The 16,168-nt window shown below is 68.5% G+C and carries 12 protein-coding genes; 7 read left to right on the top strand and 5 right to left on the bottom strand.

Going from position 1 to position 16,168, the window contains the following annotated elements; all coding sequences use genetic code 11:
* The first annotated feature begins 28 nt into the window (after positions 1-28).
* The 6 genes from EFL95_RS04550 to EFL95_RS04525 all read left to right on the top strand — a co-directional run bounded on the left by EFL95_RS04550 (position 29) and on the right by EFL95_RS04525 (position 9,988).
* Positions 29-2,194 (top strand): MMPL family transporter, encoded by a 2,166-nt coding sequence (locus tag EFL95_RS04550; RefSeq protein ID WP_123232876.1) that lies wholly within the window; start codon positions 29-31, stop codon positions 2,192-2,194.
* Positions 2,195-2,268: 74 nt separating this feature from the next.
* Positions 2,269-4,005 (top strand): ABC transporter ATP-binding protein, encoded by a 1,737-nt coding sequence (locus EFL95_RS04545; protein ID WP_183407023.1) that lies wholly within the window; start codon positions 2,269-2,271, stop codon positions 4,003-4,005.
* Positions 4,002-5,816, top strand: coding sequence for an ABC transporter ATP-binding protein (locus tag EFL95_RS04540; protein ID WP_123232875.1), 1,815 nt, complete (start codon positions 4,002-4,004; stop codon positions 5,814-5,816). The genes EFL95_RS04545 and EFL95_RS04540 overlap by 4 nt, the downstream gene beginning before the upstream one ends.
* A gap of 45 nt (positions 5,817-5,861) precedes the next feature.
* Positions 5,862-6,251 (top strand): hypothetical protein, encoded by a 390-nt coding sequence (locus tag EFL95_RS04535; protein ID WP_123232874.1) that lies wholly within the window; start codon positions 5,862-5,864, stop codon positions 6,249-6,251.
* A 73-nt stretch (positions 6,252-6,324) separates the two neighbouring features.
* Positions 6,325-7,371 carry an LLM class F420-dependent oxidoreductase gene (locus tag EFL95_RS04530; protein WP_123232873.1) on the top strand — a complete coding sequence of 349 codons (1,047 nt, stop codon included), beginning with the start codon at positions 6,325-6,327 and terminating at the stop codon, positions 7,369-7,371.
* Positions 7,372-7,459: 88 nt separating this feature from the next.
* The gene (locus EFL95_RS04525; RefSeq protein WP_123232872.1) at positions 7,460-9,988 is read left to right on the top strand and encodes a bifunctional FO biosynthesis protein CofGH; all 2,529 of its coding nucleotides are present in this window, start codon (positions 7,460-7,462) and stop codon (positions 9,986-9,988) included.
* Here the strand turns inward: EFL95_RS04525 and EFL95_RS04520 are convergent.
* The 3 genes from EFL95_RS04520 to EFL95_RS04510 form a co-directional block, all read right to left on the bottom strand.
* On the bottom strand, positions 9,985-11,418 hold the full coding sequence (locus EFL95_RS04520; protein WP_123232871.1) for a sugar ABC transporter permease: 1,434 nt from the start codon (positions 11,416-11,418) through the stop codon (positions 9,985-9,987). The two genes, EFL95_RS04525 and EFL95_RS04520, sit on opposite strands and share 4 nt — an antisense overlap.
* A 9-nt stretch (positions 11,419-11,427) precedes the next feature.
* Positions 11,428-12,207 (bottom strand): ATP-binding cassette domain-containing protein, encoded by a 780-nt coding sequence (locus EFL95_RS04515; protein WP_123232870.1) that lies wholly within the window; start codon positions 12,205-12,207, stop codon positions 11,428-11,430.
* Between the two features lie 101 nt (positions 12,208-12,308).
* The gene (locus EFL95_RS04510; RefSeq protein ID WP_221176322.1) at positions 12,309-13,436 is read right to left on the bottom strand and encodes a substrate-binding domain-containing protein; all 1,128 of its coding nucleotides are present in this window, start codon (positions 13,434-13,436) and stop codon (positions 12,309-12,311) included.
* A gap of 181 nt (positions 13,437-13,617) precedes the next feature.
* Here EFL95_RS04510 and EFL95_RS04505 point away from each other — a divergent pair, with 181 nt between their 5' ends.
* On the top strand, positions 13,618-14,793 hold the full coding sequence (locus EFL95_RS04505) for an ROK family transcriptional regulator (protein ID WP_123232869.1): 1,176 nt from the start codon (positions 13,618-13,620) through the stop codon (positions 14,791-14,793).
* 97 nt (positions 14,794-14,890) lie between these two features.
* Here EFL95_RS04505 and EFL95_RS20140 read toward each other — a convergent pair whose 3' ends face one another.
* The gene (locus EFL95_RS20140; RefSeq protein WP_221176321.1) at positions 14,891-15,286 is read right to left on the bottom strand and encodes a DUF6281 family protein; all 396 of its coding nucleotides are present in this window, start codon (positions 15,284-15,286) and stop codon (positions 14,891-14,893) included.
* A gap of 9 nt (positions 15,287-15,295) precedes the next feature.
* Complete coding sequence (locus EFL95_RS04500; protein WP_221176320.1) at positions 15,296-16,168, bottom strand: matrixin family metalloprotease; 873 nt, start codon at positions 16,166-16,168, stop codon at positions 15,296-15,298.

The raw sequence follows: 16,168 nt of genomic DNA, 5'->3' as shown, positions 1-16,168 counted from the left end.
TGTCCGTACCTGATGTTTGGATAAGAACATGCATCGACAGATCGCCGGCAGGCTGACCGGACCCGTGACCAAGTGGCTCGTCCTCGTGGGGGTGCTCGTCGCCACCGTCGGGCTGTCGTCGCTGGGCGCCAAGCTCAACGACGTCAAGAACAACGAGGCCTCCTCGTGGCTGCCGGGGTCCGCCGAGGCCACCAAGGTGACCAACGAGCTGTCCAAGGACGTCAACCCCAACGACATCCCGACGCTGGTGGTCTACCAGCGCAAGGACGGGCTGCGGCCGAGCGACTTCGCTGCCATGGACGCCCAGGGCGAGAAGATCGCCGCGATCAAGGGCGTCACCAAGCAGGGGGTGCTGACCCCGAACAAGGCCAAGGCGCTGGCTGCCCAGGGAGTGAACGTCCCGAAGCTGACCTCGGCGGACGGCCAGGTGGCCTACACGTACTTCGTCTTCAACTTCGGCAAGGACGGCTGGAACAAGATCCCGAAGCCGGCCGACAAGATCCGTGACTTCACCAAGATCGACGGGGTCAAGGTCTACCTCGGCGGTTACGGAGGACAGGCCTCCGACTTCGCGTCGTCCTTCGACGGCTCCCACACCCAGCTGATCCTGATCACCTTCGGTGTGGTCATCCTGATCCTGCTGCTGACCTACCGGAGCCCGATCCTGTGGTTGCTCCCGATCATCGGAGCGGCCGTCTCGTACCAGATGGCCGGTGGCGTGGTGTACCTGCTCGCCAAGTACGCGAACCTCACGGTCAACGACCAGAGCCAGTACATCCTCGGCATCCTGGTGATCGGCGCGGGCACCGACTACGCGCTGCTCCTGGTGGCGCGGTATCGCGAAGAGCTGCGCACCCATGAGAACCGCCACGAGGCGATGGGCTACGCCCTGCACCGAGCAGCGCCGGCCGTCATCGCGAGTGCGGCCACCGTGGTCATCGGCCTGATGTGCCTCTCCTTCGCCGACCTCAACTCCACTGCCGGACTGGGCCCGGTGCTCGCGGTCGGCGTCGCGGTGACGCTGCTCGTGATGATCACCCTGCTGCCGGCTCTGCTGGTGATCTTCGGGCGCTGGGTCTTCTGGCCGAAGCGCCCGAGCTTCGGTTCTGACGAGCCGACCTCGCACGGCCTCTGGGCCCGGACCGGTCAGCGGATCTCGAAGGCGCCGCGCCGGGTCTGGGTGATCACCGCGACGCTGCTGGCGATCTCCTGCCTCGGCCTGTTCAAGCTCGACGCCACAGGCCTGACCACCGAGCAGTCCTTCACCCAGACCTTCGACTCGGTGCTGGCTCAGAAGGCGTTGTTCGCGCACGACCTGGCCGACAACTCCAACACGCTCCAGGTCGTCGCCAACGACGACAAGATCAAGGACGTCGAGAGCGCGGTCGTCGCGGTCAAGGGCGTCGGCAAGCCGACCGACATCAAGTCCCTCGGCGGCGGTCGTTCCTGGTTCGAGGCGAGCATCAACCAGGACGTCTCGTCCCCGGCAGCCTTCGACATGGTGAAGAAGGCGCGGTCGGTCGCTCACGGCATCGACGGCTCGAACGCTCTGGTCGGCGGCGGAGCCGCGCTCTACCTGGACACCAAGATCGCCTCGGACCGTGACAACAAGGTGATCATCCCGCTGGTGCTGCTGGTGGTGTTCCTGATCCTGATGCTGCTGCTCCGGGCGGTCGCGATCCCGTTGATCCTGATGGCGACGGTGATCCTGTCGTTCGGCGCAGCGCTCGGCATCTCGTCGCTGATCTTCCACTACGTCTACGACTTCGCCGGAGCCGATCCGACGTTCCCGTTGTTCGCGTTCGTGTTCCTCGTCGCCCTGGGCATCGACTACAACATCTTCCTGATGACCCGGGTCCGCGAGGAGACGGCCGACCACGGCACCCGCAAGGGCTCGCTGATCGCGCTGTCCTCCACGGGTGGCGTGATCACCTCGGCCGGCCTGGTGCTCGCGGCGACGTTCATGGTGCTCGGCACCCTGCCGTTCGTCTTCCTCGCCGAGCTCGGCACGGCGGTCGCGCTGGGCGTCCTTCTCGACACCTTGATCGTGCGCTCGGTCCTGGTGACGGCGCTGAACCTGGACCTGGGAGGCGGCATCTGGTGGCCGAGCAAGCTCGACCGTGACCCGCCGATCAACCCGACGCCCGCGGCTGCTGCGGCCGAGGTCCCGGAGCCGGAGACAGCAGGGGTCTGAAGATTCTTTTGAACCACCGAGGGCCGGCCGGAAAACCATTCGACCGGCCCTCGGTGGTTTCGTAACGTTGCTGGGTGCGCGACCTACCCCTCGATCATCCCGGCACGGCGGACTCGCGCACCCCGTGGAGCTTCCTCCGGTGGGTCCTGAAGGGTCAGTGGGACTCCGTCGCGGTCGCCATGGTCTTCGGTGTCATCTGGATGACCTGCTCGGCAGTCGTGCCCGCCGTGATCGGCAAGGCGATCGACGCCGGGGTCACCGGACGCGACTCCGGCGAGCTGTGGAAGTGGTCCGCGATCCTGTTCGGCGTCGGCGTCATCCAGTCGGCCAGCGGCATCATGCGCCACCGCTACGCGGTGCTGAACTGGCTGACCTCGGCGTACCGGGTGGTGCAGCTGGTCACCCGGCAGGCCACCCACCTGGGCGCGACGCTGTCCAAGCGCGTCGCCACCGGCGAGGTCGTCGCGATCGGCACCAACGACCTGTCCCACATCGGCAACGCGATGGACGTGCTCGCCCGGGCGATGGGTGCCTTGGTGTCCTTCGTGGTGGTCGCGGTGATCCTGCTGCAGACCTCGGTCACCCTCGGCCTGGTCGTGCTGATCGGCGTCCCGGTGCTGCTGCTCCTGCTCGGCCCGCTGCTCAAACCGCTGCAGCAGCGCAACCTCGAGCAGCGCGACATGATGGGTCACCTCTCCAACATCGCCACCGACATCGTCAGCGGCCTGCGGGTGCTGCGCGGCATCGGCGGCGAACGGATCTTCCACGACCGCTACCGGACCGAGTCGCAGAAGGTCCGTCAGGCCGGCAACGCCGTGGCCCGGCTGCAGTCGGTCCTGGACGCGCTCCAGGTCTTCCTGCCCGGCGTCTTCGTCGTGGTGGTCGTCTGGCTGGGCGCCCGGTTCGCCGTCCAGGACAAGATCAGCCCCGGTGAGCTCGTCGCCTTCTACGGTTACGCCGCCTTCCTGGTGCTGCCGCTGCGCACCGCGACCGAGGCTGCCAACAAGTGGATCCGCGCCCACGTCTCGGCCCGCCGGATCGTGAAGGTGCTCGCCCTCCAGCCGGAGATCGAGGACCCGCGCCTGGCCGCCGACGCACCGGCCCCCGACAGCGAGCTCGTCGACGTGAGGAGCGGGCTGCGGATCCGCCCGGGCGTGCTCACCGCGGTCGTCTCCGAGCCTGCCGGTGACGCTGCCGAGGTCGTCGACCGACTGGGCCGTTTCGCCGAGGGCGACGTGATCTGGGGCGGGGTCCGCCTCGACACCCTGCCGCGCGCCCTGGTCCGCGAGCGGATCGTGGTCTCGGACACCAGCGCGATCCTGTTCGCAGGTCGCCTGGCCGACCAGCTCGCGGGCATCCGCGCCGCCGACCCGGACCGGGACGAGCGGCTGGCCCGCGCACTGCACGCCGCCGCGACCTCCGACGTGCTCGAGGCCCTGCCCGAGGGTCTGGACACCCTGGTCGCGGAGAAGGGTCGCTCGTTCTCCGGCGGCCAGCGCCAGCGCCTGATCCTGGCCCGGGCCCTGGCCCGCGACCCGGAGGTGCTGATCCTGGTCGAGTCGACCTCGGCGGTCGACGCGCACACCGAAGCGCGGATCGCCGAGCGCCTCGTGGGCAACCGGGCGGGCCGCACCACGGTCGTGACGACCTCCAGCCCGTTGATGCTGAGCCGCGCCGACGTCGTCGTCTTCCTCGAGGGGGGCCGGGTCGTCGCCGAGGGCCGCCACGCCGACCTGCTGACGTCCTCCCCGGCGTACCGGGCTGTGGTCACCCGCGAAGAGGCCGAGGACGTCGAGGAGGTGGCCCGATGAGCAAGCAGACCTACAACCGGCGCGAGCTGGCCGCCGAGGTCGAGCGCCGCAAGCAGGCTCGGATCAACGGCGACCGGGAGAGCCTGCCGGTCGCCGACCAGGCCGAGGTGAAGCGCTACCTCAAGCACCTGCTGCGCCGGCACCCGCGGGCGATCGGGATCGCGCTCGGCCTGCACGTGCTCGCCGCCGTCGCCGGCCTGGCGGCGCCGCGCCTGCTCGGCGGCCTGGTCCAGGACGTGCACGACGGCACCACGGTCGGGCACGTGGACCGGATCGCGCTGGTGCTCGCCGTCTTCCTGCTCGCCCAGACGGTCCTCACCCGCTACGCCCGGCTGCGCTCGCAGGTCTTCGGCGAGCAGGTCCTGGCCGAGCTGCGCGAGGACTTCGTCGGCAACGCCCTGGCGCTGCCGATCGGAGTGGTCGAGAGCGCCGGGTCCGGCGACCTGCTGACCCGCACGTCCCGCGACGTCGACCAGCTGGGCTGGTCGGTGCGCTGGGCGATCCCTGAGTGGCTGATCGCGACGGTCACCGCGATCGTCACGCTCATCGGCGCGGTGCTGGTCGGCTGGTGGGTGCTGATCCCCTGCCTGCTGGGCGTGCCGCCGCTGGTGATCGCGCTGCGCTGGTACCTGGCCCGCGCCAAGGACGGCTACCTGTGGGAGGGCGAGACCTACTCGGTCATCAACGCCTCCCTGACCGAGACGGTCGAGGGCGCGCGCACCGTCGAGGCCCTCGGTCTGCAGCAGAGCCGGATCGATCAGGTCGACGACGACATCGCCGAGTCCTTCCGCGCCGAGCGCTACACCCTCGGCCTGCGCACGGTGTTCTTCCCGACCGTGGAGACGGCGTACCTGATCCCGACGGTGGCGACGCTGCTGTTCGGCGGCTGGCTCTACCTGCACGGGCACGCCAGCCTCGCGGACGTCACCGCCGCGACGCTCTACGTGCAGGCGCTGATCGACCCGGTCGACCGGGTCATCTCGATCATGGACGAGCTCCAGGTCGGCAGCGCCTCGCTGGCCCGCCTGCTCGGCGTCGCGAAGGTGCCCGAGGATCGGGTCGCCACCGGCCGCCAGCCGATCGACGAGAAGATCGATGCCGCCGAGGTCCGGTTCAGCTACACCGAGGGCCGCGACGTGCTGCACGGCATCGACCTGTCGGTCGGGATCGGCGAGCGGATCGCGATGGTCGGCCCGTCCGGTGCCGGCAAGTCCACCCTGGGTCGGTTGCTCGCGGGCATCCACCCGCCGCGGACCGGCAGTGTCACGGTCGGCGAGGTCGGGCTGACCGAGCTGCCGCTGGCCGAGCTGCGCGGCCACGTCGCGCTGGTCACCCAGGAGCACCACGTCTTCGTCGGCACGCTGCGCGACAACCTGGCGCTGGCTGTCGACGAGGAGGCCGGCGACGACCGTTTGCTGGCCGCGCTCGACTCCGTCGACGCGGGTGACTGGACCCGGGCCCTGCCACACGGCCTGAACACCGTCGTCGGCTCGGGCGGCCTCGACCTCTCCCCGGCCCAGGCCCAGCAGCTCGCGCTGGCCCGGCTGGTGCTGGCCGACCCGCACACGCTGGTCCTCGACGAGGCAACCTCGCTGATCGACCCGCGGGCCGCACGGCACCTGGAGCGTTCGCTGGCCGCGGTCCTGGAGGGTCGCACCGTGATCGCGATCGCCCACCGGCTGTTCTCGGCGCACGACGCCGACCGGGTGGCGGTCGTCGAGGACGGCCGGATCAGCGAGTTCGGGTCGCACCACGAGCTGGTCCAGGCCGGAGGCTCGTACGCCGACCTGTGGAGCTCCTGGCACCAGTAGGCGGGTTCTCTGGACGCTGTCGGTGGGCCGGGTTAGCGTGCCGACGTGCGTCGGGCTCCCCACGAGAACGTCGCGACCGTGCTGGTCGCGCCCTCGGCCCTGCCCGACCTCGAGCTCGCGCTGATGAGCCTGGACCTGCGCGCCTGGCCGGTCCGGACGGCGCCGATCTGCTCCGACGGCGCCCGACAGGAGTTCCAGCTGCGCCGCCGGCTCGTGGAGAGCCGTCGCGGCGCCTGGGACGACGCCGCGGCGTGGACGCCGATCTGGATCTCGTTCGGCGAGAGCTGGCGGAGCGGAGAGGACCCGCTCCCCTGGGCGGCCCACCAGGCGCTGTGGGACCTGCTCGCCGAGTACGCCCCTCAGGTCCGCTACGCCAAGCGCCTGGGCGGCGTACCGAAGCTGTCGTTGCCGCAGGACGTCAGCCACACCGGCTAGAACCTGTTCCTGATACCCAGGTCACACGGACCCGCTCTGGCGCGGTGATCGTGACAGTAATACTGTCACCGTCATGAAGATCTCCACGATGCTGATGTACGACGGCAACCCGCGGACCGCGGCCGACCAGGTCGTCGAGCTCGAGCGTGCCGGACTCGACACCGTCTGGGTCGCCGAGGCCTACGGGTTCGACTCCCCGACCCTGATGGGTTACCTCGCGGCGAAGACCGAGACCGTCGAGATCGGCTCCGCGATCATGAACATCTACTCGCGCACCCCGGGCGCCCTGCTGCAGACCGCGGCCGGCCTGGACAACGTCTCCGGCGGTCGGGCGATCCTCGGTCTCGGCGCGTCCGGCCCGCAGGTCATCGAGGGCTTTCACGGCGTCCCGTACGCCAAGCCGATCGCCCGCACCCGCGAGATCATCGAGATCATCCGCGCCGGCATGAAGCGCGAGCCGCTCACCGCCGACGGCGAGTTCCAGCTTCCGCTGGACAAGGAGCACGGAGCCGTCACCGGCCTCGGCAAGCCGCTGAAGCTGCTCACCAAGCCCGAGCGCGACACCGTCCCGATCTACGTCGCCGCCCTCGGCCCGAAGAACGTCGAGCTGGCCGCGGAGATCGCCGACGGCCTGCTGCCGCACCTGTACTACCCCGAGCGCATCGGCGACGTCATGGGCGCCCCGATCAAGGCCGGCACCGAGAAGCGCGACCCGAGCCTGGGCGGGCTGAACATCGTCGCCGGCGGCATGCTCGCGATCGGCGAGGGCCCGGAGACCAAGGCGCTGCTCGACTTCGCCCGCCCGATCTTCGCGCTCTACATCGGCGGCATGGGCGCCAAGGGCAAGAACTTCTACAACGACCTCGCGTGCGCCTACGGGTACGAGAAGGAAGCCACCGAGATCCAGGAGCTCTACCTCTCCGGCAAGAAGAAGGAAGCCGAGGCCCTGGTCCCGCTCGAGTGGCTCGAGGCAGCCAACTTCGTCGGCCCGAAGTCCTACATCGCCGAGCGTGTGGCCGCCTTCGAGGAGACCGGCGTGACCAGCCTGAACGTCACCCCGGTCGCGATGGACGGCAACAACGCCGGCGTGATCGCGCAGCTCAAGGAGATCGTGGGCTGACCCACGGAATAACCTGTCGGGGGATTCTCGTTGACCACTCTATGACTTTGGTCGGCGCAGGATCCCCCTGCTGGTTAGCCTGTTCCTGATGACTGCCACTCCCCAACAAGTCCGCCGCGCGCTCGCCCGCGCCGAGCGTGGTGCTGCCCTGGACCAGGCCGAGGCCGTCGCGCTGCTCACCGCCCGCGGCGAGGACCTCGAACGGCTGACCGCGGTCGCCGCCCGGGTCCGGGACAAGGGCCTGGAGGACGCCGGCCGCCCTGGCGTCATCACCTACTCCCCCAAGGTCTTCATCCCGGTGACCCGGCTGTGCCGGGACAAGTGCCACTACTGCACCTTCGTCGCGACCCCGGGCCAGCTGACCCGGTCCGGGGAGTCGATGTACCTCTCCCCCGACGAGATCCTCGCGATCGCCTCCGAGGGCGCCCAGCTCGGCTGCACCGAGGCACTGTTCACCCTGGGTGATCGGCCCGAGGACCGCTGGCCCGAGGCCCGGCAGTGGCTGGACGAGCAGGGCTACGACTCGACGCTCGCCTACGTCCGGGCGATGGCGATCCGGGTGCTCGAGGAGACCGGGCTGCTCCCGCACCTGAACCCTGGGGTGATGTCGTGGGAGGAGATGAACCGGCTCAAGCCGGTCTCCCCCTCCATGGGGATGATGCTCGAGACCACCTCCCGACGGATCTTCGAGACGAAGGGCGAGGCCCACTACGGCTCGCCGGACAAGGACCCCGAGGTCCGGCTGCGCGTGCTCGAGGACGCCGGCCGGCTTGGCGTCCCGTTCACCACGGGTCTGCTGATCGGGATCGGGGAGGACCTCGAGGAGCGCGCCGAGTCGATCTTCGCGCTGCGCAAGGTCGCCCGGCAGTACGGCAACGTGCAGGAAGTCATCATCCAGAACTTCCGCGCCAAGCCGGACACCGCGATGCGGCACACCGACGACCTGGCCCTCGACGAGTACGTCGCGGCGATCGCGGTCTCCCGGATCGTGCTCGGGCCGAAGGTCCGGGTCCAGGCTCCGCCGAACCTGGTCGACCTGGAGGAGTGCCAGGCCCTCCTCGGCGCCGGCGTGGACGACTGGGGCGGCGTCTCGCCGCTGACCCCGGACCACGTGAACCCCGAGCGGCCCTGGCCCTCGCTCGACCGGCTGCGCGACATCACGGCCAGCGCCGGCTTCACCCTGAAGGCCCGACTGACCGCGCACCCCGAGTACGTGCTGGCCGGCGAACCCTGGATCGACCCGCGGGTCTCCGGCCACGTCGCCGCGCTCGCCGATGACGACGGCCTGGTCAAGGGCGGCGTCCGGCCGGTCGGTCTGCCGTGGCAGGAGCCGGACGGCGGCTTCGCCTCGGTCGGCCACGTCGACCTCCACCTGGACGTCGACACCATCGGTCGGGCCAAGGACCGCCGCAGCGACTTCGAGAACGTGTACGGCGACTGGGACGAGCTGAAGGCCGGGATCACCACCTCGGTCCCTGAGGAGGTTGCGAAGCAACCGTCTCGAAGGGCGACAAGCTCAACCAGCGAGGGGTTGGCTGCACTGAAGGCGGCCGAGAAGGACCCGGGCAACCTCTCCGACGAGCACGCGCTGACCTTGATGACCGCCGAGGGCGACCTGCTGGCCCAGGTGATCCGCCTGGCCGACGACCTGCGCAAGGAGGTCAAGGGCGACGAGGTCACCTACGTGGTGAACCGGAACATCAACTTCACCAACGTCTGCTACGTCGGCTGCCGGTTCTGCGCGTTCGCGCAGCGGCGTACCGACGAGGACGCGTACTCGCTCTCCCTCGACCAGGTCGCCGACCGGGCCGAGGAGGCCTGGAACCTCGGTGCCACCGAGGTCTGCATGCAGGGCGGCATCGACCCCGAGCTCCCCGGTACGGCGTACTTCGACATCGCCGCGGCGGTGAAGAAGCGCGTGCCCGGGATGCACGTGCACGCGTTCTCGCCGATGGAGATCGTCAACGGCTCCTCGCGCACCGGGCTGTCGTTCGAGGACTTCCTGATCAAGGCCCGCGAGTCCGGCCTGGACACCATCCCCGGTACGGCGGCCGAGATCCTCGACGACGAGGTCCGCTGGGTGCTGACCAAAGGCAAGCTGCCGACCAAGACCTGGGTCGAGATCGTCACCACCGCGCACAAGGTAGGCATCCGGTCGAGCTCGACGATGATGTACGGCCACGTCGACAACCCCAGGCACTGGGTCGGGCACCTCAACGTGCTCAAGGGCATCCAGGATGAGACGGGTGGCTTCACCGAGTTCGTGCCGCTGCCGTTCGTGCACCACTCGGCGCCGATCTACCTGGCAGGCGTGGCCCGTCCCGGCCCGACGCTGCGGGACAACCTCGCCGTGCACGCGATGGCCCGGATCCTGCTGCACGGCCGGATCGACAACATCCAGACCTCGTGGGTGAAGCTCGGCACCGACGGCACCCGGGCGATGCTCAACGCCGGCGCGAACGACCTCGGCGGGACGCTGATGGAGGAGACCATCTCCCGGATGGCCGGCTCGGAGCACGGCTCCGCCAAGACCGTCGAGGAGCTGGTCGAGATCGGCGCCGGCATCAACCGACCGGTCGTCGAGCGCACCACGACGTACGGGTCCCCGACCCGCTAGCTGCGGGCAGCACGCCTCCGCGAGACCGCGTCGACCGCGGCGGCAGCCAGCAGCACCGCACCGGTGATGACCTGCTGCCACTGCGCACCCAGGCTGGGCTTGAGGCCGAGTCCGTTCGGGATGATCGTGATCACCAGCGCGCCGATCACCGCATCGCGCGGCTTGCCGCGACCACCGAACAACGACGTACCGCCGATGACCGCGGCCGCGACCGAGAACAGCAGCACGTTGCCGGAGCCGAGGTCCAGGGACGCCGAGGACTGCGAGGAGGCGAGCATGATGCCGCCGAGCGCGCCGAACGCCGAGCAGATCGCGAACGCCGTCACCTTCATGTGCACCACGTCGATACCGGCGCGACGAGCGGCCTCGGCGTTGCCGCCGGTGGCGTAGAGGTGCCGGCCCCAGGTGGTCCGCGTCAGCGCGATCGTGCAGGCGATCATCAGCACGATCACGATCGCCGCGGGCACCGGGATGCCCTCGATGATCTTGAACGTGTTCGTGTTCCGGTTCGTGCTCAGCCATGCGGTGATGAGGATCGCCACGACCGCGATCACGCTTCCGCGCAGCAGGACCAGCGACAGACCGTCGCGTGCCAGCTCGGCCTTCCTGGCCCGCAGCGACTCGAACGCGGTGACGGCGACGAAGCCCCCGACCACCACGATGGTGAAGACCCAGCTCCACGTCACCGAGAGGTTGCCGTAGGTCAGGTTGTGCCAGAAGTTGTAGTTCGAGGTGTTCACCGGCTGGCCCTGCAGCGCGAACTGCAGCACGCCCTGCCAGGCGAGGAACAGCGCCAGGGTTGCCACGAAGCTCGGGATGCCGACCTTGGCGACCAGGTAGCCGTTGAAGACGCCGATCGCGGTGCCGATGCAGACCGCGGCGACCAGGGCGAAGCCGAGCTTGTCGGTCAGGCCGGCCACGATGATGACGAAGCCGATCAGGATGACCGCGCCCGCGCTCCAGGCCTTGAGCCAGATCGAGAGCCCGATCGCGCCGAGCAGGCCGATCAGCAGCCCCCAGTACAGGCCGGAGGGCAGGTCGTCGTGCAGATTCCCCCCGAAGACACCCACGGCCGCGATCGCCGCGCAGGTGCCGCCCGCGGTGCCGGCGGAGAGGTCGATCTCACCCAGCAGCAGCACGAACACCAGGCCGAGCGCGATGACCGCGATGTAGGCACCCTGGCCGGGCAGGTTGCCGAGGTTGTTCTTGGACAGGAAGCGGTCGCTGACCTGCATGAAGATGATGCCGAGCAGCACCAGGCCGAGCACCGAGGGCAGAGCCCCCGGCTCACCGGTGCGCAGTCGGCCGACCCAGTCGGAGAACGCGTCCTTGATGGATCGCTCCTCGACGTCCAGGGAGAAGTCACTGGCACGGTTCGCGGTGGGCAGCGTGCCGGCGTCGACGTTGGTGCTTCCGATCTGATCGCTCATCACGGCCCCCTAGATGCTCTCGTTCGCGGTGGCGGCGGCGAGCCCGACGTCCCCGCTGCGGCCGGCAGTGATCAGCTCGACGATCTGGGTCGTGCTGGAGTCCTTGGTCATGACCTCGGCGGCGACGCGGCCGAGGTAGAGGGCGACCACGCGGTCGGCGACCTCCATGACGTCGTTCATGTTGTGCGAGATGAGCACGACCCCGCGGCCCTGGTCGGCCAGCCGGCGTACGAGGTCGAGGACCTGGCGCGTCTGGGCCACTCCGAGCGCGGCGGTCGGCTCGTCGAGGAAGACCACCTTGGAGTTCCACAGCACGGCCTTGGCGATCGCGACGGTCTGGCGCTGGCCACCGGAGAGGTTGGCCACCGACTGGCGTACCGAGGAGACCGTCTTGACCGAGAGGCTCTCCAGCGTTTGCCGGGCCTGCTTCTCCATCTCGCCGTCGGAGAGGAACGAGCCGAAGCTGCGGATCTCCCGGCCGAGGAACATGTTCTGGGTGATGTCGAGGTTGTCGGCCAGTGCGAGGTCCTGGTAGACGAACTCGATGCCGAGGCCGGTGGCGATGCGCGGGTCGGTCAGCTGGACCGGATTGCCCTCGAAGAGCACCTCACCGGTGTCGATCCCGTTGATACCGGCGATGCACTTGACCAGCGTGGACTTGCCGGCGCCGTTGTCCCCCACCAGTGCGGTGACCTGACCCGGATAGACGTTGAAGTCGACGTCGCGGAGGACGTGGACGGGGCCGAAGCTCTTGTTCAGCTTGCGGACCTCGAGGATCGGGTCGGTCATCTGCGCTCCTGACGTGCCCGAGAACGGGCTGGTGAGTGGCTCTGTCCGTGATCATGGCCGGGCAGCATGCTGCCCGGCCATGATCACGCGTGGGACAGGGATCAGGAAAGCCCTGCCTTGGTGCAGACGGACTCGATGCCCTTGCAGATGTCCGCTGCCTTCAGCGCACCGGCGTCGATCACGTCCTGGACGTTGTCCTTGGTGATGACCGTCGGGGCCAGCAGCAGCGCCTGCAGGTTGTGCGAGGCCGACTGCGGGTCGTCGAACTTCACCAGGGTCAGGCCGGCGGAAGCCGGGTCGTCACCCTTGATCAGCGCGATGGCCAGCTTGGCGGCCGCGTCGGCCTCCTGCTTGACGTCCTTGAAGACGGTCATGCCCTGGGTGCCCTGGAGGATCCGCTGCAGACCCGCGATGCCGGCGTCCTGACCGGTGATCACGACCTTGCCGGACAGACCCTTGTCCTTCAGCACGCCGTCGACAGCACCGGCGATGTCGTCGTTCGCGGCGACGACGCCGTCGACCTTGCCACCGGCTGCGGTGAGCGCCTGCTGGAAGGCAGGAGCCGCGTTCTCGACCTTCCAGCCCTTGACCACGGCCTCCTGGGTGATCTTCAGCTTGCCGGCCGCCTGCAGCGGGTCGAGCACGGTGTGCGCGCCCTTCTTGAACAGGACCGCGTTGTTGTCCACGTCGGTGCCGCCGTCCATCATGATGATGTTCGGGTTCTTGACGCCCGCGGCGTTGAGCTGGTCGACCATCGTCTGCGCCTGCAGCTCGCCGACCTTCTCGTTGTCGAAGGAGACGTAGTACGGCGCGGTGCCGCCCAGGTTCACCCGGTCGTAGTCGATGACCTTCACACCTGCGTCGTTGGCAGTCTTCTCGACACCGGCGCCGGACGCGGCGTCGATCGAGTCGATGATCAGGACCTTCACGCCCTCACCGATCATGCTCTGCGCGAGGCTGGCGAACTTGTTCTTGTCGCCCTGGGCGTTCTGGATGTCGGCCTTGATGCCGGCGTCGTCGAATGCCTTCTGGAGCAGCGGCTTGTCGTAGAGCTCGTACCGGGTCGAGGAGGTCGTGTCCGGCAGGATCACGCCGACCTGGACGCCGGAGCTGCTGCCACCGTTGTCCTTCTTGTTGTCGTCAGAGCTGCTGCCGCACCCAGCAAGGGCGCTGACCGCGATGACGGCTGCGGCGCCGGTGATGGCGACGCGACGGATGAGTGGTGTCACGGGGGTTCCTCCTGGAGGGTGGGGGCTTGGCAGGCGCCGGGAGCCCGGTACGGCTTCTCTGAGTGTGCTGCGTCACAGGGTAGTCGTCAAGACTTGAACGCAAGTTGTCCAAATTTCCTGCAAACACGCTGCTAGCACGTATCTCTTGACGATTACGCATTCCTTGTCGCACAGTTCATCCATGTCTTCCGACGCAGGCGACGCCGCGCGAACCGCCCCCGGTTCAGCCGCAGCCCTGCGGATCGCGAACCAGCGACGGGTCCTCGCGGTACTCCTCGACAGGGGTACCCAACCGGCGACCCAGGCAGACATCACGCGGGAGACCGGACTGGCCGCCGGCACCGTGTCGACCATCGTTCGCGAGCTCGCTGCCGCTGGCGTGGTGAGCACCGTCGCGGGCTCCGGGCGACGCGGTACGACGGTCCGGCTGGCCCGGGGCGCAGGCCTGGTCGCGGGCGTCGACTTCGGCCACAACCACGTCGCGGTCGCACTCGGCGACATGTCCGGCGAGGTACTCGGCGAGGACCGACGCACCCTCGAGCCCGGTCACCCGTACGCCGAGGGTCTGCAGGCCGCGAGCGACATGCTCGACACGTTGCTCGCCGCTGCCGGGGCCGAGCGTTCCGAGCTCCGCAACATCGGGATGGGCCTGCCCGCCCCGCTCTCCGACGGCGTCGTGATGAGCTCGGCCATCGAGCCGGGTTGGGTCGGGGTGAACGCACGGGACGAGGCCTCCCGGGTGTTCGGCGTCGACGTGCTCATCGAGAACGACGCCAACCTCGGTGCACTCGCCGAGCACCGCCACGGCCACGGACGCGGCCACGCCAACGTCGTGTTCGTGAAGGTCTCCTCCGGTGTCGGCGCCGGCCTGATCCTCGACAACCAGCTCTTCCGTGGCACCGCCGGAACCTCCGGCGAGATCGGCCACCTGACCCTGAACGACCAGGGCCCGCTGTGCCGGTGCGGCAGCCGCGGCTGCCTCGAGGCGTACGCCGCCAGCGGCACCGCCCTGACGATGATGCACGACCAGATGCCCGAGGCCGGGGTGGACGAGATCATCGAGGCCGCCAAGCAGGGAAACGTCTCGGCGCTGCGCGTCTTCGAGGACGCCGGCCTGCACCTGGGCTGGGGCCTGGCCACCGTCACCAACCTGCTCGACCCGGGCGTCATCCTCGTCGGTGGCGACATGTCGCACGCCGGCGAACTGCTTCTGGAGTCCGCTCGCCTAGGGCTGCGCCGACACGTGCTCGCCGGTACGTCGACGACACCGGTGCTAGTCGCCGAGCTCGGCGACCGCGCCTCGATGGTGGGGGCGCTGGTCCTCGCGATCGACGCGACCGACCTTCTCCCGGCCTGATCGGGCGCTTTGCTACACGAGCGTCGTGGGATTTGCTCTCCGGGAGCCGTGAGGTGGCAAACGGCGCTCGCTGAGGACGATCACCCGAGGTGCCCGCCTAATTTGAAACCTTGGAAATGAAGTCCGAGATTGTCTGAGCGTCAGCCGGGGATGACTCTTCACGTACGTACAACGTGAGCCCGGCGCTCGGGTCATCGACCAGCAGCCCCAGATTGGGATCCAGCCCAGTCGCTACAAATGCATCCATGACCGGTCCGGCAGTCCGTCCTCCATCACTGCAACCGAGGGACACTGCGCGCCCAATCGCCCGGCCCTTCTTCACCAGACCCGCCGCTTGCGCGACGAATACTTGGCTGTCGAACTTCACCCGCTGGGCGCAGGAAGCCTCGCGATGTCCGTCGCTCCCGGAGTTCGTCTCGCCGCAAGCGGAAAGGCAGAAGGTGCTGACGACGACAAATGCGACAAGAGGTGAAATGCCTGATCGAGTTCTCACGGTCGTTTCCTAGTAGAGAGCCCTCAGCCCCATGACATCACCGTAGCCAAGGCTGCGAGCGAAGGTCCGGCATTCATAGGTGACTGGGTGCATGGTGAGCCAGTTGGTGTACGAAGCATCGGGTCCGGTCGCGTGTGCCAGGCCGAACGCGTGTCCGGCTTCGTGGGTACCTACGGACTCGATGTCATATTTTCCGCACTTGGTCGAACTCGAGGGACTCGTCGTGAAGTCGTAATCTGTGGTGTTGAAGCGAACGTCCGCTTCCTTCATGTCCCCACCGGACGCCCACCAGCAGGTCTCGGCAACGGTGCCAGAGTCGAGATTTCCTGCGTCCCACGTACTCGTGCCGTCTCGAGCTGTGCATTCCCCAGAACTGTTGATGTCCGCTTCGGTCGTCGTGTATCCCATGTAGGTCTGCGCGGCGCTGACCTGATCCGAGAGTCCGCAGCTATTGGTGCTGCCGGTGATGTTGTCCATGATGTCTGCAAAAGCGGAGTGTGCCTGAGCCTGGGTCAGAGCGCCGGGTTGAGCGCCGTCCCCGACCCACCACTCGTACGGGTCACCCTGTTTGGATGTGTACCACGCAGCGCTCTTTTGGGAGCAACCACGATCGGTGCCCGTAGGTCCTTCGCTGCCCGCGAGGATGTTCGAGGAGTCTGAGCCCGTGGGCCTCGGCTCGATGGCTTCCGGATAGGTGATCGTTCCGTCGCTCAGGACGCTGACCTGGAAGTCGTCGTCGGCGGTCGGATACTCGGTCGTTCGAGCCATCCCGACCGTCACGCCCGGCTCTGGAATGGTTAGCCCGTTCCCGTTTTCGTCGTACAGAACGCGACCTACAGCATCACACTCGATGACCGACTCCCCTTGTGGCAGGTCCGACAC

Origin of the sequence: Nocardioides marmorisolisilvae (assembly GCF_003725775.1) — a bacterium.
In the GTDB taxonomy this organism is placed as follows: Bacteria; Actinomycetota; Actinomycetes; order Propionibacteriales; family Nocardioidaceae; genus Marmoricola; species Marmoricola marmorisolisilvae.
This window is presented reverse-complemented; position numbering and strand designations above follow the sequence as displayed.

What these genes read in the sequence shown, in the direction of transcription:
- EFL95_RS04520 (WP_123232871.1), bottom strand. Translation starts at nt 11,418, where the DNA reads ATGAGCGATCAGATCGGAAGCACCAACGTCGACGCCGGCACGCTGCCC.
- EFL95_RS04540 (WP_123232875.1), top strand. Translation starts at nt 4,002, where the DNA reads ATGAGCAAGCAGACCTACAACCGGCGCGAGCTGGCCGCCGAGGTCGAG.
- EFL95_RS04550 (WP_123232876.1), top strand. Translation starts at nt 29, where the DNA reads ATGCATCGACAGATCGCCGGCAGGCTGACCGGACCCGTGACCAAGTGG.
- EFL95_RS04505 (WP_123232869.1), top strand. Translation starts at nt 13,618, where the DNA reads ATGTCTTCCGACGCAGGCGACGCCGCGCGAACCGCCCCCGGTTCAGCC.
- EFL95_RS04530 (WP_123232873.1), top strand. Translation starts at nt 6,325, where the DNA reads ATGAAGATCTCCACGATGCTGATGTACGACGGCAACCCGCGGACCGCG.
- EFL95_RS04525 (WP_123232872.1), top strand. Translation starts at nt 7,460, where the DNA reads ATGACTGCCACTCCCCAACAAGTCCGCCGCGCGCTCGCCCGCGCCGAG.
- EFL95_RS04515 (WP_123232870.1), bottom strand. Translation starts at nt 12,207, where the DNA reads ATGACCGACCCGATCCTCGAGGTCCGCAAGCTGAACAAGAGCTTCGGC.